General features: G+C 64.2%; 16 protein-coding genes. 12 read left to right on the top strand and 4 right to left on the bottom strand.

The window, feature by feature from the left end:
* Window positions 1–191 precede the first annotated feature (191 nt).
* From FHW92_RS16695 to FHW92_RS16660, 8 genes are all read left to right on the top strand, one after another.
* On the top strand, window positions 192–2405 hold the full coding sequence (locus FHW92_RS16695) for a TonB-dependent receptor (protein ID WP_168604397.1): 2214 nt from the start codon (window positions 192–194) through the stop codon (window positions 2403–2405).
* Window positions 2406–2519: 114 nt separating this feature from the next.
* The gene (locus FHW92_RS16690) at window positions 2520–3428 is read left to right on the top strand and encodes a LysR family transcriptional regulator (protein ID WP_168604396.1); all 909 of its coding nucleotides are present in this window, start codon (window positions 2520–2522) and stop codon (window positions 3426–3428) included.
* Between the two features lie 142 nt (window positions 3429–3570).
* On the top strand, window positions 3571–4686 hold the full coding sequence (locus tag FHW92_RS16685; RefSeq protein ID WP_168604395.1) for an FAD-dependent oxidoreductase: 1116 nt from the start codon (window positions 3571–3573) through the stop codon (window positions 4684–4686).
* Between the two features lie 16 nt (window positions 4687–4702).
* Window positions 4703–5605: a VOC family protein gene (locus FHW92_RS16680; protein WP_168604394.1), complete on the top strand. Its 903-nt coding sequence runs from the start codon at window positions 4703–4705 to the stop codon at window positions 5603–5605.
* Window positions 5605–6051 carry a nuclear transport factor 2 family protein gene (locus FHW92_RS16675; protein WP_168604393.1) on the top strand — a complete coding sequence of 149 codons (447 nt, stop codon included), beginning with the start codon at window positions 5605–5607 and terminating at the stop codon, window positions 6049–6051. Before FHW92_RS16680 ends, FHW92_RS16675 begins: the two co-directional genes overlap by 1 nt.
* Window positions 6052–6065: 14 nt before the next feature.
* Entirely contained in the window at window positions 6066–7223 is a 1158-nt protein-coding gene (locus FHW92_RS16670; protein ID WP_168604392.1) for an alpha/beta fold hydrolase, read from the top strand.
* Window positions 7220–8011 carry a cyclase family protein gene (locus FHW92_RS16665; protein ID WP_168604391.1) on the top strand — a complete coding sequence of 264 codons (792 nt, stop codon included), beginning with the start codon at window positions 7220–7222 and terminating at the stop codon, window positions 8009–8011. Before FHW92_RS16670 ends, FHW92_RS16665 begins: the two co-directional genes overlap by 4 nt.
* A gap of 2 nt (window positions 8012–8013) precedes the next feature.
* The gene (locus FHW92_RS16660) at window positions 8014–8976 is read left to right on the top strand and encodes a fumarylacetoacetate hydrolase family protein (RefSeq protein WP_168604390.1); all 963 of its coding nucleotides are present in this window, start codon (window positions 8014–8016) and stop codon (window positions 8974–8976) included.
* On the opposite strand, the gene FHW92_RS16655 is transcribed toward FHW92_RS16660, so the two are convergent.
* The 4 genes from FHW92_RS16655 to FHW92_RS16640 all read right to left on the bottom strand — a co-directional run bounded on the left by FHW92_RS16655 (window position 8973) and on the right by FHW92_RS16640 (window position 13455).
* Window positions 8973–9752 (bottom strand): DeoR/GlpR family DNA-binding transcription regulator, encoded by a 780-nt coding sequence (locus tag FHW92_RS16655; RefSeq protein ID WP_168604389.1) that lies wholly within the window; start codon window positions 9750–9752, stop codon window positions 8973–8975. The genes FHW92_RS16660 and FHW92_RS16655 overlap by 4 nt on opposite strands.
* Window positions 9753–9857: 105 nt before the next feature.
* Window positions 9858–10916, bottom strand: a complete 1059-nt coding sequence (gene rhaT, locus FHW92_RS16650) for an L-rhamnose/proton symporter RhaT (protein ID WP_168604388.1) — start codon at window positions 10914–10916, stop codon at window positions 9858–9860.
* Window positions 10917–10939: 23 nt separating this feature from the next.
* Window positions 10940–12079, bottom strand: a complete 1140-nt coding sequence (lldD, locus tag FHW92_RS16645) for an FMN-dependent L-lactate dehydrogenase LldD (protein ID WP_168604387.1) — start codon at window positions 12077–12079, stop codon at window positions 10940–10942.
* Window positions 12079–13455 carry an FGGY family carbohydrate kinase gene (locus tag FHW92_RS16640; RefSeq protein ID WP_349237701.1) on the bottom strand — a complete coding sequence of 459 codons (1377 nt, stop codon included), beginning with the start codon at window positions 13453–13455 and terminating at the stop codon, window positions 12079–12081. The genes lldD and FHW92_RS16640 overlap by 1 nt, the downstream gene beginning before the upstream one ends.
* A 239-nt stretch (window positions 13456–13694) precedes the next feature.
* Here FHW92_RS16640 and FHW92_RS16635 point away from each other — a divergent pair, with 239 nt between their 5' ends.
* The 4 genes from FHW92_RS16635 (at window position 13695) to FHW92_RS16620 (ending at window position 21106) form a co-directional block, all read left to right on the top strand.
* Window positions 13695–15788 carry a bifunctional rhamnulose-1-phosphate aldolase/short-chain dehydrogenase gene (locus FHW92_RS16635; protein WP_349237700.1) on the top strand — a complete coding sequence of 698 codons (2094 nt, stop codon included), beginning with the start codon at window positions 13695–13697 and terminating at the stop codon, window positions 15786–15788.
* A 23-nt stretch (window positions 15789–15811) separates the two neighbouring features.
* Window positions 15812–17104, top strand: a complete 1293-nt coding sequence (gene rhaI / locus FHW92_RS16630) for an L-rhamnose catabolism isomerase (protein ID WP_168604386.1) — start codon at window positions 15812–15814, stop codon at window positions 17102–17104.
* Between the two features lie 136 nt (window positions 17105–17240).
* The gene (locus tag FHW92_RS16625) at window positions 17241–20648 is read left to right on the top strand and encodes a glycosyl hydrolase (protein ID WP_168604385.1); all 3408 of its coding nucleotides are present in this window, start codon (window positions 17241–17243) and stop codon (window positions 20646–20648) included.
* A complete protein-coding gene (locus FHW92_RS16620) occupies window positions 20645–21106 on the top strand; it encodes a hypothetical protein (protein ID WP_168604384.1) in 462 nt (153 codons plus the stop codon). Before FHW92_RS16625 ends, FHW92_RS16620 begins: the two co-directional genes overlap by 4 nt.
* The last annotated feature ends 7 nt before the right edge of the window (window positions 21107–21113 follow it).

Genomic DNA, 21113 nt, shown 5'->3' with positions numbered 1-21113 from the left:
CGGGCAAAATTGGCCCCACGGGGCCTCAGGCGGGCTGCGGATCGGGCGCGCCGGCGGCGCGTTTGTTGCCTGTCTGCAACGCGGCCCTTTGCGAACCATATTGACAGGGGATCGGAACGCTCATTATCTAGAACAAGAGTTTTAATTTTGCAAAAAGCCGAATGCCTCTTCGGCCATCTGGGAGAATTGCCATGAACCGCGGTCTTGCCGCAGCGCTTTGCGCATCCGTCAGCCTTTTCGCCATGCCCGCCCATGCCGCGGATCAGGCGCCCGCCGGCGATTCGGCCAAGACCGGCGGCCTTTCCGAAATCGTCGTCACCGCCAGCCGCGTGGAAACCACCTCGCAAAAGACGCCCATTGCGCTGACCGTCTATTCGGGCGCCGATCTGGCGGCCAAGGGCGTGACGAACATGCAGGCCCTGTCCAGCATCGACGCCAGCCTGAACATCACCACCAGCACGGGCGCGGCCTATGTCGCGGTGCGCGGCATCGCGTCCACCGACGTGACCGAAACCGGCGACCCTTCGGTGCCGATCGCGCGCGATGGTTTCTACACCAACCGCTCGTTCAACATTCAGTCCTCGATGTATGACGTGGCCCGCGTCGAAGTGCTCAAAGGTCCGCAAGGCACGCTCAACGGGCGCAATTCAACTGGCGGCCTTGTCTCGATCATCACCAACCGCCCGAATGCCAAGACCGGCGGCTATGTCACCCTCGGCACCGGCAATTACAATGCGTTCGACGCCGATGCGGGCGTGAACATTGCCGTTTCCGACCGGTTTCAGGTGCGCGCTTCGGGCACCTATCATTCGCATGACGGCTATCGCAACCTGACCGGCCTCTACAACGGCGCCGCGCTGCGCGGCGACGATCAGAAGGTCGGCTCGGGCCGTTTCCAGGCCGCGTGGAAGCCGGTGGACGGGCTCAAGCTCTGGGCCTCATATCAGCATGACGAGGTCGACAATGTCGGCGACGTGACGATGGATTCGGCCATCGGCGTGCGCCCCGATTTCGGCAATGCCAAGAGCTTTGCCAACACCGCCCCCTCTTCCACCAAGCTGACCGGCGACCGCGTGCGTTGGGAGGCGGTCTATGACGCGCTGCCCGCCGGGCTCTCGCTGATCTACTCGGGCGGCTATGACAAGAGCAGCTTCCGCCGCCACACCGATGCCACCGGGCCGGTCTATCCGGCCGTGCGCCAGTTCATCCAGGGCGAAGACCCCACCACCTGGAACCACGAAGTGCGCCTGTCGAACAATGCGAACAGCCGCGTGTTCTTCCAGCTTGGCTGGTTCAACTTCAAGGAAACCAATGTCATCAATTCGGGCCTGTACAATGTGCAGATGACCGGATTGTTCGCTCCGGGCGGGCCGCTCTCGGCGCTGGGCCAGCCGGGCGTCTATGGCATCAAGTTCGATTACAACATCGCCACCAAGTCGAACGCCGTCTTCGGCCAGATCGCTTATCGCGTGAATGATCAGATCAAGATCACGCTGGGCGCGCGCAACACCTGGGACAGCAAGTTCCGCACCGGCAATGCCGTGCTCTTCCTGCCCGCGTTGGGCAGCCCCTTTGCGCCGGGCCTGACGCTCACCACGCCGGGCAATGGCAACATGAGCACCAGCCAGCCGACCTATCACATCGGCGTCGACTATCAGGTCACGCCGACCAGCCTGCTCTATGCCAAGTTCGACACCGGCTATAAGGCGGGCGGGTTCAACTCGAACGGCTCGGCAGCCTCGGTGGCCTATGCGCCCGAAAAGCTCTCGGCATGGGAAATCGGCTCGAAGAACCGCTTCTTCGGCAACAATCTGCAGGTGAACGCGGCGGCCTTCTACTTCGACTATCGCGGCTATCAGGCCTCGCGCAGCACCGACGCGCTCTCGGGCGGCTCGGGCATTTTCAACGTGGGTTCGGCCAAGATCATGGGCGCCGAACTGCAGACCGTCGCGCTGGTTCAGGGCTTCCGCCTCGACAGCAACATCGCGCTGCTGCACACCGAATTCGGCAAGGGCATCACGGTGCTCGACGGCGCGGGCAACAACCGCGACATCAGCGGCCACCGCCTGCCCAACGCGCCCGATTTCGTCGCCACCTTTGGCGTGGAGCGTCCGATCGAGGCCGGTTTCGGCACGTTCACCCCGCGCATCGACGGCAAATATTCGGCCGCCTTCTACTATGACGTGTTCAACGATGCCGACACGCGTTCGGGCGCCTATGTGACGGGCAATGCCTCGATCAACTTCAAGCCCGCCAAGGGCAATTGGCAGATCGACGCCTTCATCCGCAACTTCACCGACAAGGTGGTGCTGGCCTATGGCGCGCGCAATTATGTGGCGGGCAAGAACACCTATCAGTTCCAGCCGCCGCGCACTTTTGGCGTGCGCGCCAGCCTGAAGTTCTGATGGATCGGCACTTCTGATCTCTCCGATGGCGGGGCGGGCATGCATGTCCGCCCCGCTTTCATTATTATCGATTCTGATCTATCGCCTTTCCCATAAGCAGAGGAACGGCATACCATGCGCTTCAAACAGCTCGACCTGAACCTGCTGGTCGTTTTCTCCGCCCTGATGGAAACGCGCAGCGTCACCCGTACCGCCGAACGCCTCGGCCTCACGCAACCGGCCGCCAGCGCCTCGCTGCGCCGGTTGCGCGCCTATTTCGGTGATGAACTGCTGGTGCAGGTGGGCAAAAGGATGCACCCCACGCCCTTTGCCGAGTCCCTGCACCCCCAGATCCAGCGCAGCCTGCAAAGCGTCGAACAGGCCATCGCCACCCCCGCCGGTTTCGATCCGGCCACCTCCACGCGACGGTTCCGCATCAACGCCTCGGACTATGTGATGGTCGCGGTGCTGGTCGCTCTGGCGCAGCGAGTGGCCGCCGCCGCGCCGCAAATCCAGTTGGAGGTGATGCAGCCCACCGAGCGCAATGCCGACGATCTGGAGGGCGGCAAGATCGACCTGCTGATCGCACCCGAACAATTGCTGGCTCCCTGGCATCCTTCTGAATTCCTTTATGAAGAAGAGCAGGTCGTGGTCGGCTGGGCGGGCAATCCGATCTTTGCCTCGGGGCTGAGCGCAGATGAATTCTTTGCCGCCGGCCATGTCGGCGTGGCGCTGGGCACGCGCCGCGCGGCCACCTTTGCCGACACGCAGCTTGCCCGCATGGGGCGACAGCGGCGGATCGACATCGAGGTCGCCTCCTTTGCCAGCGTGCCGTGGTTTCTGCAAAACACGATGCGGCTTGCCGTCTTGCACAAACGCCTTGTGCGCGCGATGATGCCGCAATTCGATCTGGCCTTTGCGCCCATGCCGTTCCCTTTCCCCCGCCTGCGCGAAATGGCGCAGTTTCACGAGGCGCGGCGTGATGATGCGGGGCTGGTCTGGCTGCGAGAGCAATTGCGATTGGCGGCCCAGACTACATCATAAAAAAAATTTATGGACATTGATCCAGACAATGACTTTTACAGATTGGCCCGCACACGGGTAAATATCCCCATCAACGCGCCCCACGCGGCGCATGGGGAGAGCATATGCGCCAGCACTTTGGCGCCGCGCACGAGGCGCGGCCATGAACAATCTCGACATTCTCGTCATCGGCGGCGGCATCGGCGGCCTGACCAGCGCTATTGCCCTGTGCAAGGCAGGCCATAGCGTCACCGTCATCGAACGCGACCCCAACTGGTCGGTTTACGGCGTCGGCATCATCCAGCAATCGAACGTGCTGGCCGCAGCCCAGCAACTGGGCATTCTCGAAGGCTATCTGGCCTCGGGCGTAGGCTTTGACGCGGTGGAGATCTATCTGCCGCATGGGCAAAAGATCGCGCGCATTCCCGGCCACCCGGTCGCGCCCGGCCTGCCCGCCAATATGGGCATCGGCCGCCCCGCGCTGCACAAGCTGCTGGGCGATGCGGCCAAGGATGCGGGCGCGCAGATCCATCTTGGCATCACCGCGCAGTCGATCGAAGACACCGGCGATGCCGTCAACGTCACCTTCTCGGACGGCAGCACGGGCACCTATGCCATCGTGATCGGTGCGGACGGCGTCTATTCGCAAACGCGCCAGACCATCATGCCCGACGCGCCCAAGCCGCAGTTCACCGGGCAGGCGGTGTGGCGCTACAACTTCCCGCGCCCGGCCGATCTGGACGCGCTGCATGTCTATAACGGCCCGACCGGCGTGGGCCTCGTGCCGATCAGCGAGACGCTGATGTATATGTATGTGACCACGCCCGAGCCGGACAATCCGTGGTATCCCAAGGAAGGCATCGCCGCCGTCATGCGCGGCAAGCTGGCCGGAACCGCGCCCGCCATTCAGGCGCTGGCCGAGCAGATCACCGATGACGAAGGCGTGGTCTATCGCCCGCTCGAAGGCATGATGCTCTATGGCGACTGGCACGTGGGCCGGGTCGTGCTGATCGGCGATGCCGTCCATGCCACCACGCCGCATCTGGGCCAGGGTGCGGGCATGGCGGTGGAGGACAGCATCGTGCTGGCCGATGAAATCGCCAAGGCCGCAACGCCGGAGGAAGCCTTCGCCGCCTTCCGCAATCGCCGCTTTGAACGCTGCCGGTTCATCGTCGAGAAGAGCCTCGAGATCTGCCACGGCCAGATCGGCAAAGGCCCGCCCGTCGACAATGCCAAGGCGACGCAGGAAATGTTCGCCGTCGTCTCGCAGCCCATCTGATCCAAGGAACACAAGAATGAGCCGAGTTACCGAAATCCGCTATGTGGGCTATGGCGTCACCGATCTGGACGCCGAGGCCGCCTTTTACACCGATGTCTGGGGTCTGGAGCCGGTGGCTTCGAGCGACGGAATGCGCTGGTTCAAGGCGCAGGGCCATGACGAGCATCACGTGGTCCGCCTGCGCGCAGCAGAGGAAAACCGCGTCGATGTCATCGCCCTGTCGGCCGATACGCGCGCCGATGTTGATGCCCTGGCCGCCAAGGTCGAGGCCGCAGGCGGCCAGATCGTCCACGCCCCGCGCGAGCTGACCACGCCGGGCGGCGGCTATGGCTTCCGCTTCTTCAGCCCGGACGGGCTCCAGATGGAAATCAGCGCCGATGTGGCGCGCGGCGAAAAGCGCGAGATCGCACGCTGGGAAGGCGTGCCCGTCAAGATCAGCCATATCGTGCTGCATTCGCCCAACCACAAGGCGCTGGTCGCGTGGTTCTGCGATGTGCTGGGCTTCAAGGTTTCGGACTGGCTGGGCGATTTCATGTGCTTCCTGCGCTGCAACAATGCCCATCACCGCTTTGCCATCCTGCCCGGTCCTGCCTGCCTCAACCATGTCGCCTATGACATGGAAGGCGTCGACGGCATGATGCGCGGCGGCCACCGCCTGAAGCAGAAGGGCTTTGACATCCGCTGGGGTCCGGGCCGTCATACGGCGGGCGACAACACCTTCTCTTATTTCGTCACGCCGGGCGGTTTCGTCACCGAATATACCGCCGAGCTGGAAGAAGTGGACTTCGAAACCCGCGAAGCCACCGTCTACACGCCTGCACCGATGGTCATGGACCAGTGGGGCATTGGCGTCGGCGGACCGCAGACCATGCCGCATCCCCATGAAAACGCGGGTCTCTTTGTGGCGGTCGACGCATAATGCGCGGGCGCGTCCTGCTGGCGACGGTCCTCGCTCTGGCGCCTGTCGCCGCGCAGGCGCGCCCCGCTTCAACCACCGAGCGCAATCGCGCCATCATGGCCGATTTCGCGCATAAGTTTTACGATCTGCGCGATGTGCGCGGGGCGTTCATCGATCATGTCGCCCCCGATTACATCCAGCACAACCCCGGCATCGCCGATGGCCGCGAGGCCGCCATCGCCGCCCTGGAACCGATGTTCACCCGCCCCGGCTCGCGCTTTGTCATCAAGCGCATTCTGGTCGATGGGGATCAGGCGGTGATCCACCTGCATGGTCGCACCGGGCCGGAAGGTGAAGGCGGCACGGTGGCCGATTTCTACCGGCTGAAGAATGGCCGGATCGTCGAGCATTGGGACGTCTTGCAGCCCATTCAGACCAAGACCGTCAACCCGCATCCCTATTTCTGAACGGAACCCCCATCGTGGCGCTTTATTCCCCCTTTCCCAACTATATCTGGAACCTGTCGGTCGCCATCGCTCTGGAAAGCGGCGGGCAGATCGGCGAGATCGTCGATATGTGCCAGCCGATCATCGATGCCGCCGCCGGTGGTGGCGATGCCGGAACCCCGGCCTTCATGAAGCAATGGGCCGCGATGGGCGACAGGCTGGTGGAGCTGGCCGCCGAGGATGAGGCCAAGGGCCGCGGCTTTTCGGCCAGCGCCAAGCTGGAGCGCGCCTCGCTCTATCTCTTCGTGGCCGAACGTATGCAGGGCCATGGCGCGCCGGGCCGCAAGGAAACCTATGCCAAGGCGATGGCCACTTTCGAGAAATCGACGAAGCTGGGCAAGATCAACCGTGAACGCGTGGAAATCCCGCTGAGCACCGGCACGATGCCCGCGCTTTACACCCGCGGCGAAGGCGAAGGCCCGCGCCCGGTGGTCGTCTATTGCAACGGTCTGGATAGCTGCAAGGAGCTGCTCTACTGGAGCCGCCTGCCCGAGGCGCTGGCCAAGCGCGGTATTTCAACCCTCTGCGTCGATCAGCCCGGCAGCGGGGAGGCGCTGCGCCTGCAAGGTCTGCCCGTCGATCCGCACAGCGAGAATTGGGCGAGCAAGGCGGTGGACTGGCTGGAGACCCAAAGCGACGTCGACCCCAAGCGCATCGGCATGACCGGCATTTCGCTGGGCGGCCATTTTGCCCCGCGCGCGGTGGCCTATGAACCGCGCTTTACCTCGGGCGCCTGCTGGGGCGCCAACCACAACTGGCGCGAGGTGCAGGGCAAGCGCATGAAGCGCGAGGGCGAAAACCCGGTCCCGCATTACTGGGCGCATGTGATGTGGGCCTTTGGCGCGGAAACGATGGAGGAATTCCTTCAAAAGTCCGAAGCCATGAACCTCAACGGCCATATGGGCGGGGTCAAGGTGCCCTTCCTGGTCACGCACGGCGCCGATGATCGGCAGATCAGCGTTTCCTATGCCCACGATTGCTACGATCAATTGGTCAACAGCCCCCGGCGTGAGCTAAAGATCTTTACCGCCCGCGAAGGCGGGGTGGAACATGTCGGCGCCGACAACATGGCCTATGGCCGTGATTACATCGCCGACTGGTTCGCCGAAACGCTGGGAGGGTTTACCGCATGAGCCGCCGTTTTATCGACCTGTCGATCACGCTGTGCAACGATGTGATCACCGATCCGCCGTTCCTGAAGCCGGAAATCACCTATCAGGTGCACAGCGAGACCCTGCCTGAACTGGGCCATTTCTTCCCCGGCATCACGGCCGAGCAGACCCCCGACGGGGCCGGTTTCGCCGCCGCCGAATGGGTCCGCCTGACCACGCATTCGGGGACGCATCTGGACGCGCCCTATCATTTCCATCCCACGATGGACGCGGCCAGCGGCGAGGCCAAGCGCTCGCTGACCATTGATGAAATCCCGCTGGAATGGTGTTTCCAGCGCGGGGTGAAGCTCGACTTCCGCGCGTTTCCCGATGGCTATGTCGTGACCGCGCAGGATGTTGAGGATGAGTTGAAGCGCATCGGGCATGAATTGCAGCCGCTCGACATCGTGCTGGTCAATACGGCGGCGGGCATGGCGGTGGGCAACCCCAACTATGTCAACATCGGCTGCGGCATGGGCTATGAGGCGACGATGTATCTGACCACACGCGGCGTGCGCGTAACAGGCACCGATGCGTGGAGCTGGGACGCGCCCTTTGCCCTGACGGCGGAAAAGGTGGCGCAAACCGGCGACACCTCGCTCATCTGGGAAGGGCACAAGGCCGGGCGCGATATCGGCTATTGCCATCTGGAAAAGCTGCATAATCTTGAGGCCCTGCCCCCGCATGGCTTCACCGTTTCGTGCTTCCCCCACAAGATCAAGGGCGCATCCGCAGGCTGGACCCGCGCCGTGGCCATCATCGAGGAATAATCATGCGTCTGGCAACTTTGCGCAACGGACGCCCCGATGGCGAACTGGTTGTGGTTTCCGCCGATGGCGCGCGCTATCTCTCCGCGCCGGGGTTGAATCTGATCTCGGCCATCGCCGATTGGGATGCCGCGCTGCCCATGCTGGGGCGGCTCTCGGCCCTGCTGGAAACGGGCGCGGGCGGGGTGCTGGACCCGGCGCGGATCATGGCCCCCATGCCGCGTTCGTGGCAATGGCTCGACGGTTCGGCCTTTGCCACCCATGGCGAATTGATGCAGATCGCCTTCAACTCGCCCCCGCACGATACCGATCGCCCCCTCATGTACCAGGGCGTGTCGGACCGGTTTTACGGCCCCCATGACGCCATCCCCCTGCCATCCGAGGCGGATGGGATTGATTTTGAGGGCGAGTTCGGCGTGATCGTCGATGCCGTCCCCATGGGCGTAACGCCCGAGGAGGCGGCGGGCCATATCAAGCTGCTGGTCCAGATCAACGACTGGTCCTTGCGCGCGATTGCGCCGGTGGAAATGAAAACCGGCTTCGGCTGGATTCAGGCCAAGCCGCCATGCTCGATGGCGCCCTTTGCCGTGACGCCTGACGAATTGGGCGCGGATTGGGCCAACGGGCGGATCGGCGCGGACCTCTCCGTCACATGGAACGGCGAGCGTTTCGGCCTCGTGCGCGGCGACCAGATGAGTTTTTCCTTCCCCGAACTCATCGCCCATGCCGCGCACAGCCGCGACCTTGTGGCGGGCACGATCATCGGGTCGGGCACGGTGTCGAATGCCGAATATGCCGCGCGCGGTTCGGCCTGCATTTCCGAACGCCGCGCCATCGAGATGATTGCCGACGGCAAGCCGACCACCAGCTTCATGCATTTTGGCGATACCATCCGCATGGAAGCCATCACCAGCACCGGCGCCAAACCCTTTGGCGCCATCGATCAAAAGGTCGTGAAGGCCGGTTAAGCGATAATCAGCCGCACACCCGCGCTGCGCACCATATCGGCCTGCGCGGGGGTGATGCCTTCATCGGTAATCAGCACATCCACCTCATCCAGCCCGCAGACGATCACGCCCGAGGATGAGGCGAACTTGCTGGAATCAACCAGCAGGATCACCTGTTCCGCCCGGTCCACCAACCGGCGCTCGGCGGCGACCAGAATGATGTCATGCTGCATCACGCCCTGCTGGCCCACAGCGGCGGCGCCCATGAACAATTTGGGCGCGTGGAAGCGCGGCATCGAATCCTCGCCCGCCGGAGCCAGGATGATGTTCTGTTCACGAAACACGCTGCCCGAGGGGACGAGGATGCGCGTACCCTTCTGCGGCAGCAGGCCGTTGACGATATGGAGCGAATTGGTCAGCACCTGAAGGTCGAGCCCGTCGAGATGCGGGCACATCTGGACCGTGGTGCTGCCCCCGTCGATCATGATGCCCTCGCCCGGTTCGCACAGGGCGGCGGCGGCCCGGCCAATCGCCTGCTTGGCGGCAAGGTTGATCGTGATCGACTGATCAAACGGCGTGCCCAGCAAGGCGGCGCGTGACGGCTCGCTCTCCTCGGCCTCGCTCAGCTTGGCCCCGCCATGCACGCGCTGCAACAGGCCCTCGGCCTCCATCCGCGTCAGATCGCGGCGGATCGTGGCGGGCGAGGCGTCGAGGCGGCTTTCCAGATCGCGATAGGACACGAAGCCGGATGGGGCCAGCGCTTCGAGAATCAGCCTTTCGCGTTCGGTCGCATGCATGAATTGTGTCGCCCCATCCCCGTTTCGTGTTGGCGCCAAGCGCCCGGCGCTTTTGCCCGAACCGACAGTCTATGCCGTCAAATTCGCGCAAAAGCCATCATACTATCATCCGGCGGCCAACATATTCCCGCCGCCGATCACCACGGTCGCCCCGATCAACAGACCGATCCCGCTCCACACCAGCGTGCGCGTGCGCACCGAGGTGCCCAGCCATTCCTTGAGCGCAAAGCCCCAGAGCGTGGAGAACAGGATGATGCTGGCCATATGCAGCGTCCAGCTTGAGAAGCCATATTTGCCCATCTGGCTCTCGCCCATGGTGTAGAAGAAGAACTGGCCATACCACAGCGTGCCGCCCAGCGCCGCCAGCAGCCAGTTGCGCAGCAAGGGCGCACGCGGCTGGGCCAAGTCATTGGACGCGCCGAAGAATTGCCCAAGGCTGCGGTTCTTCACAATCAGCCAGGTGCACCACAAAGCATTGGTGGTCAGCCCGCCCAGCAGCACGACGCACAGCACCGGCAGGCCCTGCGAAAGCGGATCGGTGCCGGCCGCCAGCGTCAGGTCGCGGATTGGCTGCCCCGCATCCAGACCCCATGCGAAACAACCCGACATCACGCCCGAGAAAGTCGCAATCGCCAGACCCTTTTTCAGGTCAAACTCGGCCACCGCCTCGCCCGAGGATACTTCGCGCGATTTGGCCGCGCCCCCGCGCGCCACGATGACAATGCCCACCAGCGTGATGACAATGCCCAGCAAGGTCAGTTGCCCGCTGGTCTTGGCCGCGATCTCGCCCATCGTACCGTGAAAGATCGGCGGCCCCAGCGTGCCGATCACCGTGGTCAGCCCCAGCGCCACCGCCATGCCCAGCGAGAGACCCAGATAGCGCATGGTCAGGCCAAAGGTCAGCCCGCCAAAACCCCACATCACGCCCCAGAACCAGCACCACGCCAGCGTTTCTCGCGGCGTGGCGCTCAGCACGGCCAACAGATCGTTGGTGCGCAGCGAGGCGAACAGCCACGGCGCGATCAGCCAGCTGAACAACCCGCCCGCCAGCCAGAACACTTCCCAGTTCCACGAACGGATGCGCCGATAGGGCACATAGAAACTGGCCGAGGAAAAACCCCCGATCCAGTGAAACACCACGCCCAGCGCCGGATTGGGCACCATGAGCCTCTCTCCCAACTTGTTGTTTACGCGAGAATGTCGCGGTTGATTTGTGAAATATCGGTGCAGCCCGTCAGCGCCATGGCGACGCGCATTTCGGCGGTGATGATGTCGAGCATTTTCGACACGCCCGCCTCGCCCTTTGCCGCCAAGGCATAGGACCATGCCCGGCCCAGCAGCACGCCCTTCGCGCCCAGCGCCAGCATCCGCACCACGTCCAGCCCCGAGCGCACCCCGCCATCGGCCAGCACGGTCAGATCAGCGCCCACCGCATCGGCAATCGGCGGCAAGGCGCGAGCCGAGGACAGCACGCCATCCAATTGCCGCCCGCCATGGTTGGACACGACGATGCCGTCGGCGCCCAGCTTGGCCGCTTCCCTGGCGTCTTCGGGGTCAAGGATGCCCTTGATGATCAAAGGCCCCTTCCATTCGCTGCGGATGAAATCGAGGTCGCGCCAGTTGATGCTGGGGTCGAAATTGTTACGCATCCAGGCGAAGAAATCCTCGATGCCGGTATTGCCTTTCAGCACCGGGGCGACATTGCCCAGATGGTGCGGGCGGCCCATGACGCCCACGTCCCACGCCCATTCAGGCCTGACCATCGCCTGAGCCACGCGCCACGCCGCGCCCTTCATGCCGCCGCTGCCCGCCAAACCGGTGTGGTAATCGCGGTAACGGCTGCCGGGCACGGGCATATCCACGGTGAAGACCAGCGCGCTGCATTGCGCCTCGACGGCCTGGGCCAGCAGGTCCTTCATGAAAGCGCGGTCGCGGATCATGTAGAGTTGGAACCAGAAAGGCTTGGTCGCCGCCGCCGACACTTCGGGCAGCGCGCAGGCCGAGACGGTGGAAAGCGTGAAGGGAATGTCCGCCTTGTTGGCCGCACGCACCGCCTGGGCCTCGCCCCGCCGTGCGTTCAGGCCCGCAAGGCCCACCGGGGCCAGCGCCACCGGCAAAGCCTGCTTCACCCCGAACAGGGTGGTCGACATGTCGATCTTCGACACATCGCGCAAAACCCGCTGGCGCAGCGCCAGATGGGCCAGATCCTCGGCATTCTTGCGCAAGGTCACTTCGCCATAGCTGCCCCCGTCCATATATTCGAACAGGAAGCGCGGCAGGCGGCGGCGGGCAGCTTCACGGAAATCGGCGACAGAAGCGATAATCATCAATGACTCTCCAGCCGGGCCAGCCAGCGGTTGCGATAGGTGTCGAGATCGGCGTCCAGCGGCTCGATCCTGCGCAATTCGCCCTCGGGCATCAGCGCGGGATCGATCAGGCGGATCGCGCCGAAACTGACATCATTATGCGCGCTGCCAACAAAAACCTGTGTCTTGGGGCGCAGCGCGGCCAGCGCGCGGACAAAGACCTCGGCCTCGGCAAAGCGGCCCTCGACCAGCAGGCGTTCGTCCGATCCGATCAGATCTAGCGCCTGATCCGCCACCAGCGCGGCATAGAGGCAGGCCCCGGCGCGGCGTTCGTACCAGTCGTCGGGTTGGTTGACCCAGCCGCCTTGCCCATCGGGATAAGGCCCGCAGCCGGGGGCCAGCGTGGGCATATGCATTGCACCCGACGCCAGCACGGCGGGGACAGCAGCGAGGAGCAAGGGCTGATCCGGCTTGATGTCCACCCGGCGGGTGTCGATCTCGATCAGCGCCTCGATCTCACGCCCGCCCATGAAACGCGCCGAAGGAACCGGCCGCCCATAGGCATCGACATTGACCAGACAATCGCGCGCCTCGGGCAGGTCGGCCGTGGCGATGGGCGAGGCGGGCAGGCGCATGGCAATGAACCATGTGCCGGTGGACAGGACGGTTGCCTCGTTACGGGCGATTTCCGTGAAACCACGCGCCGCCATCAGCGCTGCATTGGAATCGTGCAGGCCCGCCAAGACGCGCACCGTTTCCGGCAGTCCTGTGGCCGCGGCAAGCACCGGGCTGATCGTGCCCAGCACATCGCCAGCCTTCACGACCGGGGCGAAACGCCAGGCCCAACCCTGCCCCTTGGCCAGATCGGACCAGTCTCCCGCGTCCGGGTTCCACAGGTCGGAATGGCAGCCCAGCGAGGTGACCTCGCTGGCCGCCACGCCCGAAAGCCACCATGCCCAATATTGCGCCCATGGCACCAGCGTGGCGCGCGCCATCGCATCGGGATAGAGCTCACCAGCCCACCAGACATGGGCGCCGAAATTCAGCCCCTGTGGCAGGGCAGGCGATCCGGTCTGCGCAAAAGGCGAGCGGGCGGCGCGATAGGCGTCCATCGTGGCCTGCGGCGGGGCGGCCTCGTAATCGATGGGGGCAAAGGCCAATGCGCCATCAAGGATCGCGGCAAAGCCTGCGCCATGCCCCACCGGCACGATATATTCGACGCCGCTGTCTGCATGGCCGCGCAGCACGCCCGTGGCCCAATCGGCAATGCCCGCCGCATCAAGGCGCGCAATGCCGCCTTCCTCGCATTTCGCATTGGGGCGCACCTGACGGTCCAGCAATTGCCCCTCACGCGACCACAGGGTGATCTTCGACATCGTCTTGCCGATGTCGATCACAATGGCCCAACCTTTTGGAGCCCAACCCCGATGCTCAGAAACCTGTGTCAGAACGCTCTCCCTGTCGCGCCCGATAGCGCCTTATTCCGGTTCGCGCCGCAAGCGCGAAATCATGCTGCATGTGCGAAATTGATCGTTTGATTGATCGTTTATGATTGTTGAATATCGAATCTGATTGCCAAAGGGAAGCAGATTCGTTAGGAGGCCGATCAAACAGACCCCCATGGGAGCATATCTGCGTGACAAACTCCGCGATTCCTTTTGCCGTCCCCACCAGCCGCTGGGACGATGCCTACGCCGCCACCCTCAGCCCCGAAGAACTGCTGCTCTATCGCTCCAACCTGCTGGGCAGCGATCTGACCGTTACCAATTTCGGCGGCGGCAACACTTCGGCCAAGCTGACGGGCACCGATCCTCTCACCGGTGAAACTGTCGAAGTGCTGTGGGTTAAGGGTTCGGGTGGCGACATCGGCTCGATGAAACTCGACGGCTTTTCCACACTTTATCAGGAAAAGCTGCTGGGTCTGGAAGCGCATTACAATGGCCCGGAAGATGACGACAAGATGGTCGGCTATCTGCCCCATTGCACGTTCAACCTGAACGGCCGCGCGGCCTCGATCGACACGCCGCTGCACTCGCTGCTGCCTTTTGCCCATGTTGACCACGTTCACCCGGACGCGATCATCGCGCTGGCGGCCTCCTCGGGCGGTGAAGCAGCGACCAAGGAAATCTGGGGCGGCAAGATCGGTTGGCTGCCGTGGAAGCGTCCGGGCTATACGCTGGGCACGATGCTGCGCGATTATCAGCGCGCCAACCCCGGCGTTCAGGGCGTGATGATGGCCAGCCATGGCATCATCTGCTGGGCCCACAGCGCCAAGGAATGCTATGAGCACACCGTCAGCCTGATTGCGGACGCTGCCAAGTATCTCAATGCCAAGATGGCGGGCAAGCCTGCCTTCGGCGGTCAGGTGGTCGCCCCCAACCCCGAGCGCGCCGCCATCGCCGCCGACCTGATGCCCCGCCTGCGTGGTTTCATGACCGGTGCGCGCCGCAAGCTGGGCCATTATTCGGACGATGCCGAGGCGCTGGAATTCGTTGGTTCGGCCAAGTTTGAAGAGCTGGCGGCGCTCGGCACCTCCTGCCCCGACCACTTCCTGCGCACCAAGATCGCGCCGCTGACGCTCGATCCCGCGCGCCTGCAGGACGACGCCTATCTGGCCGAAAAGATCAGCGCCTACCGCGATTTCTATGCCGCCTATTATGAACGCTGCAAGCGCGCCAACAGCCCCGCCATGCGCGATCCCAACCCGGTCGTGGTGCTGGTGCCCGGCGTTGGCCGCATCACCTTTGCCACCGACAAGACCACCGCGCGTCTGGCCGGTGAATTTTATGGCAACGCCATCAACGTGATGCGCGGCGCCGAAGCGATTGGCGACTATATCGCTCTGGACGAGCAGGAAGCCTTCGACATCGAATACTGGCTGCTCGAAGAAGCCAAGCTGCAGCGCATGCCCGCCCCCAAGCCGCAGGTTGGCCGCGTGGCCTTTGTCACCGGCGGCGCTGGCGGGATTGGCGCGGCGACCGCTGCGCGCTTCTTGAAAGAGGGCGCCTGCGTGGTGCTGGCCGACCGTGATGCGAATGCCGTGGAAGAAGTCCGCGCCGGTTTCGCCAAGCAATATGGCAAGGACGTTGTCCGCGCCGTCACCTGCGACGTGACCGACGAAGCACAGGTCAAGGCCGCGTTCGACACCGCGGCGCGTGAATTCGGCGGGCTGGATGTGGTGGTCGCCAATGCGGGCATTGCGTCTTCGGCACCGATCGAGCAGACCACGGTCGAGCTGTGGGATCGCAACTTCGACGTGCTGGCGCAGGGTTATTTCCTGACCGCCAAGCATGCCTGGGGCCTGCTCAAGCGTATGAAGGATCTGGGCGGCACCAGCCTCGTGTTCATTGGTTCGAAGAATGCCGTGGCAGCCGCCGCCGGTGCTTCGGCCTATGCTTCGGCCAAGGCTGCTGCCAACCACCTTGGCCGCTGCCTCGCGCTGGAAGGCGCGGGCGAAGGCATCCGCGTCAACATCGTCAATCCCGATGCGGTCATCAAGGGCAGCAAGATCTGGGACGGCGACTGGCGCAAGGAGCGCGCCGCCTCGAACAAGATCGATGCTGGCGAAGAGCTGGAAGCGCATTACCGCAACCGCTCGATGCTCAAGCGCGATGTGCTGCCCGAAGACATTGCCGAAGCGGCCTATTTCCTTGGCTCGGATGCTTCGGCCAAATCGACCGGCAACATGATCAATGTGGACGCGGGCAACGTTCAGGCCTTCACGCGCTGATCGGATCTGGGAGAGGATTTATCATGAGCAATCTGCCTATTTCCGCCGACCTGATCGCGGAACACAATGCCAAGGGGCTTGAGGCCCTGCATGAGGATTACGAAGCGCTGGGCCGCAAGCTGGCCCGCACCGGCATCGACATTGACGCCATCAAGAAGCGCGTCGCCGGTTTCTCGGTAGCCGTCCCTTCGTGGGGCGCGGGGCGCGGGGGCACGCGTTTCGCCAAGTTCCCCATTCCGGGCGAGCCGACCAATATCCACGAAAAGTTGGAGGACTGCTCGGTCATCAACCAGCTTTCCACCGTGACGCCACGCGTCTCGCCCCATTTCCCGTGGGACAAGGTTGCCGACTACAAGGCCCTGCGCGAGGAAGCCTCGCAGCTCGGCCTTGGCTGGGACGCGGTGAACAGCAACACGTTTCAGGATCAGGTGGGTCAGGCCCACACCTATGCCAATGGCTCGCTCTCCTCGCAGGACGCAGGCGCGCGTCAACAGGCGGTCGACCACAACATCGAATGCATCGAAATCGGCCAGCAATTGGGCAGCAAAGACCTGACCGTCTGGGTTGGCGACGGCACCAATTTTCCGGGTCAGCAGGATTTCGCCCGCAGCCTCGACCGTTATCTCGACGCCGCATCGCAGATCTATGCCGCCCTGCCCGGCGACTGGCGGATGCTGCTCGAACACAAGATGTTTGAACCGGCCTTCTATTCGACCGTCATTTCCGACTGGGGCAGCTCGATCCTTGCGGCCCAGACGATCGGCGAGCGTTGCAAGTGCCTTGTCGACCTTGGCCACCATGCGCCCAACGTCAACATCGAACAGATCGTGGCCCGCCTCCACCGCTTCGGCAAGCTGGGCGGCTTCCACTTCAACGACAGCAAGTATGGCGACGACGATCTGGACAGCGGCTCGATCAACCCGCACCAGCTCTTCCTCGTCTTCAACGAACTGGCCGAGGCCGAAGCCAATCCGCGCGATGGGTTCAACCCGTCCTATATGATCGACCAGTCGCACAATGTGACCGATCCGATTGAATCCATGCTGTCCTCCGCTGAAGCCATCGCCGCCTGTTTTGCCAAGGCGTCGCTGGTGGACCGCGCCGCTCTCCACGGCGCGCAGGAAGCCAATGACACGATGATGGCGTTTCAGGCCCTGCGCCGCGCCTATAACGTCGATGTGGCCCCGATCCTGGCCATGGCCCGTGTGGAAGCGGGCGGCGCGATTGACGTTCTGGCCGCCTATCGCGCCAGCGGATACCGCGCCCGCAAGGCGCAGGAACGCAAACCCGTCGGCCTTGGCGCCGGGATCGTATGATCCGCGCTTTTTGCGATTGACCTGACGGCAACGCCCGTGGACTGTCTCCCATAGAGAGATGGCCGCGGGCGTTTTGCCTTATACTTTCAAAACCTTGCCTCATTATCAAACCACTTCTCGGGGGAGATGTAAAATCATGGCCACCAAGCCTTCCGTCCGCGCGCTGCGCCCTTCTGTCCGCGCACTGCGCATGGCGCTGATTGCCGCCTGCGCGCCGATTGCCCTGCCCGTTCACGCCCAGAGCACACCCGATCTGGAAACCCAGTTCCGCGATCCGCCCGCCGAGGCCCGCCCCCGCGTGTGGTGGCACTGGATGAACGGCAACATCACCAAGGACGGCATCGCCAAGGATATGGCGTGGATGAAGGCTGTCGGCATCGGCGGCCTCCAGAATTTCGACGTCAATCTCAACACGCCCCAGGTGGTGGACAAGCGCCTCGTCTATATGACGCCCGAGTGGAAAGACGCCTTCCGCTTTGCCGCGCAGGAAGCCGAGCGCAACGGGCTGGAACTGGCCATCGCCGCCTCGCCGGGCTGGAGCGAGACGGGCGGGCCTTGGGTCAAGCCTGAGGATGGGCTGAAGAAACTGGTGTGGAGCGAGACCATCGCCGCACCGGGCAAGCTGTTCAAGGGCAAGATCGCCGCCCCGCCTTCGGTCACCGGCCCCTATCAGGGCATGGCCAAGGGGCTGGCCTTTGACGATATCGCCAGCGGCCACAAGCCCGAGGCCGTGCCCGCCTATTATGGCGACGTGGCCGTGGTGGCCATGCCGGTGACCATCGCCGCCACCGCCGCGCCCAAGGCCAGCGTCGATGGTAAGCCGGTCGATGCCGCGCCGCTGTCCGATGACAACCCCAATGCCGGCCTTGCCGTGCCGCGCGGCAAGCCGAGCGCGCCGGGCAGCGTCGTTTATGCCTATGACGCGCCCCAGACGATGCGCAGCGCCACGGTCTTTGTGCCCGGCGCCAAGGTCATGTTCCGCGGCCCCACGGTCGATCCCGTGCTGGAGGCCAGCGATGACGGCCAGAACTGGCGCGGGATCACGCATTTCACCGTGAATGACGTGCCCACCACCATCAGCTTTGCCCCCGTCACGGCCAAATTCTTCCGCCTTGTGCTCAACCCTCTGACGTCGACATCCTCGAACATGGGCGCGCCTGCCGAAGGCGTGGAAATCCCCGGCCTGTTCGCCATGCTGGGCGGCGAGGACAAGCCGTGGCAATTGGGCCAGTTCAGCCTGTCGGGCGAGGCCAAGGTCAATCTGTCGGAAACCAAGTCGGGCTTTGCGCTGGCGCATGATTATTACGCGCTGACCAATCCGACCGATGGCGCGACCGGCGCTCCGGCGGCGCAGGTGGTCAATCTGACCAGCCTGATGCAGGCCGATGGCTCGCTGGAATGGAAGGCCCCCGCCCTGCCCAAGGGTCAGCAATGGCGGATCATCCGTCTGGGTTCCTCCTTGCTGGGCACGACCAACCATCCCGCCCCGCCCGAGGCCACCGGCCTTGAAGTGGACAAGTTCGATGGCGATGCGGTGGGCCGCTATATGGACCATTACCTCGGCATGTATCGCGATGCCGCCGGGGCCGACATGATGGGCGCACATGGCGTGCGGGCGATCCTGACCGATTCCATCGAGGTGGGCGCGGCCAACTGGACGCCCAAGATGCTGTTCCAGTTCAAGGCTTTGCGCGGCTATGACGCCACGCCCTGGCTGCCCGCGCTGACGGGCGCGCTGGTGGGCAGCCGTGAGGAGAGCGACAAGTTCCTCTATGACTGGCGCCGCACGCTGGGCGATCTGATGGCGTCCGAGCATTACGGCACGGTGGCCGCCAAGGCGCATGGCGCGGGGCTGAAGGTCTATGGCGAGGCGCTGGAAGATCACCGCCCGAGTCTTGGCGACGATATGTCGATGCGCACCCATGCCGATATTCCGATGGCCGCGCTTTGGACCTTTACGCAAAAGGACGGGCCCAACCCCTCCTATCTGGCCGATATGAAGGGCGCGGCGAGCGTCGCGCATATCTATGGGCAAAATCTGGTGGCCGCCGAGAGCATGACCTCGGCGCTCAACTACTGGGCGGATTCGCCGCGCACCTTGAAGCATGTGATCGACACCGAATTTGTCACGGGTGTGAACCGCCCGGTGGTCCACACCAGCGTCCACCAGCCGGTCGATGACAAGGTGCCGGGCCTCTCGCTGATGATCTTTGGCCAGTTCTTCAACCGGCACGAGGCATGGGCGCCGCTGGCCAAGACCTGGGTCGATTATCTGTCGCGCAACTCACTGATGCTGCAAAACGGGCGCAATGTGGCCGATGTCGGCTATTTCTATGGCGAGGAAGCGCCACTGACGGGCCTGTATGGCGACAAGCGCGTGGGTGATGCGCCCAGCACCCATGCCTATGATTTCGTCAATTTCGACGCTCTGGTGGGTGCGCTGAGCAATGATGGGGCTGAAATCGTCTCCAAGGGCGGGGCGCGTTACCGGGCGCTGTATCTGGGCGGGTCGTCGCGGCGGATGACGCTGGCGGCGCTGCACCGCATCGCCGCTCTGGCCGAAGGGGGCGCGACGATCATCGGTCTGGCGCCCGAGGGCACGCCCAGTCTGAGCGACAAGGACAGTGCCGATTACAAGGCGCTGGTGGCGCGGCTCTGGCCCGGCACGGGCGAGGCAGCGGTCGGCAAGGGCCGCGTGATCGCCAGCGGCGATGTCGAGGCCGCGCTGGCCAAGGCGGGCGTGGGTTCCGATTTCCGCATGGTCGGCGGGGCGGCGGATGCCGAGGTGCCCTTCCTCCACCGGCGCTGGGATGCGGGCGACAGCTACTTCCTTGTGAACCGCAAGGAACGCGACGAGACATTCGAGGCCCATTTCCGTGTCACCGGCAAGGCGCCCGAATTGTGGCATGCCGAAACCGGCACGTTCGAACCGGTCAGCTATCGCATCGTCAATGGCGAGACGGTGATCGCCATGTCGCTGGCGGGCGAGGAATCGGTGCATGTCGTGTTCCGCAAGCCCGCGCCTGCCGATGGCATGATGATCAAGAAGCTGGTGCCCGCGCCGCTGCTCACGCTGGACGGCGCATGGAATGTTGCGTTCCAGCCGGGTCGCGGGGCGCCGGCCAATGCGGTGCTGCCCAAGCTGCAGCCCCTGAATGAAAACGCCGATGCCGGGATTGCCCATTTCTCGGGCGTGGCCACCTATGCCAAGGATTTTGCCGCGCCCAAGGGGTGGGAGGCGGGGCAGCCGCTCTGGCTCAACCTCGGCGATCTGCGCGAGGTGGCGCAGGTCAGCGTCAATGGCAAGGATGTCGGCATGGTCTGGCATGCGCCCTATCGGGTGGACTTGTCGGGCGCGGTGAAGGCTGGCAAGAACCACATCGAGGTCCGCGTGGCGAACCTGTGGATCAACCGCCTGATCGGCGACAAGCAACCGGGGGCCAAGCCTGTGACCTTTACCACCATGCCCACTTATCGCGCGGATGCGCCGCTGCGCGCCTCGGGCCTGATCGGGCCTGTGGTGGTTGAGGGCCAAGTGAAGTGAACCCAGCGGCCTATATCCGCCGCGAAACCGGGGTGAGCGTGGTGATCAACACCATGCTCACGCTGGGCTTCTTTCTCGTGGCCTTTGGGCGCAGCGGAGCGCCGGTGCCGGTCTGGGGCATCGGGGCCTATGTGTTCGACTTTGTGCCGCAGGGTTTCATGATCGGGCTGATGGCCAGTCTGGTGCCGGGCGCGCTGGCGGGCAAGGCACTGCGCAGCGAGCGGGTGGCGGCGGTGGCGGCGGCCTCGCCTCTGCCCTCGGGCCTGCTGCTGCGTTCGCTCCTGATGGCGGTGGGCGGCGCGGCGGCCGGGGTGGCGATCTCTGGCGGCCTGCTTTTCGCGCTGGGGCTGGAACAATTGCCTTGGGGCGGCGCGCTGGCGGCCAAGCTGGTCTGGGCGGTGGTTCTGGCCGCGCTTGTCATGCCTGCGGGCCTGCGCGCGGCATTGGCGCGGGGCTGATCCTGCG

The organism is Novosphingobium sp. SG707 (assembly GCF_012275515.1).
Classification (GTDB): Bacteria; Pseudomonadota; Alphaproteobacteria; order Sphingomonadales; family Sphingomonadaceae; genus Novosphingobium.
Note: the sequence above shows the minus strand (reverse complement) of the source record. Positions and strands in the feature narration are given on the sequence as shown.

Excerpts from the sequence above, each read along its gene's own strand:
- FHW92_RS16695 (WP_168604397.1), top strand. The coding sequence starts at position 192 with ATGAACCGCGGTCTTGCCGCAGCGCTTTGCGCATCCGTCAGCCTTTTC.
- rhaT (WP_168604388.1), bottom strand. The coding sequence starts at position 10,916 with ATGGTGCCCAATCCGGCGCTGGGCGTGGTGTTTCACTGGATCGGGGGT.
- FHW92_RS16690 (WP_168604396.1), top strand. The coding sequence starts at position 2,520 with ATGCGCTTCAAACAGCTCGACCTGAACCTGCTGGTCGTTTTCTCCGCC.
- FHW92_RS16665 (WP_168604391.1), top strand. The coding sequence starts at position 7,220 with ATGAGCCGCCGTTTTATCGACCTGTCGATCACGCTGTGCAACGATGTG.
- rhaI (WP_168604386.1), top strand. The coding sequence starts at position 15,812 with ATGAGCAATCTGCCTATTTCCGCCGACCTGATCGCGGAACACAATGCC.
- FHW92_RS16655 (WP_168604389.1), bottom strand. The coding sequence starts at position 9,752 with ATGCATGCGACCGAACGCGAAAGGCTGATTCTCGAAGCGCTGGCCCCA.
- FHW92_RS16625 (WP_168604385.1), top strand. The coding sequence starts at position 17,241 with ATGGCCACCAAGCCTTCCGTCCGCGCGCTGCGCCCTTCTGTCCGCGCA.
- FHW92_RS16675 (WP_168604393.1), top strand. The coding sequence starts at position 5,605 with ATGCGCGGGCGCGTCCTGCTGGCGACGGTCCTCGCTCTGGCGCCTGTC.
- FHW92_RS16685 (WP_168604395.1), top strand. The coding sequence starts at position 3,571 with ATGAACAATCTCGACATTCTCGTCATCGGCGGCGGCATCGGCGGCCTG.
- FHW92_RS16660 (WP_168604390.1), top strand. The coding sequence starts at position 8,014 with ATGCGTCTGGCAACTTTGCGCAACGGACGCCCCGATGGCGAACTGGTT.
- lldD (WP_168604387.1), bottom strand. The coding sequence starts at position 12,079 with ATGATTATCGCTTCTGTCGCCGATTTCCGTGAAGCTGCCCGCCGCCGC.
- FHW92_RS16680 (WP_168604394.1), top strand. The coding sequence starts at position 4,703 with ATGAGCCGAGTTACCGAAATCCGCTATGTGGGCTATGGCGTCACCGAT.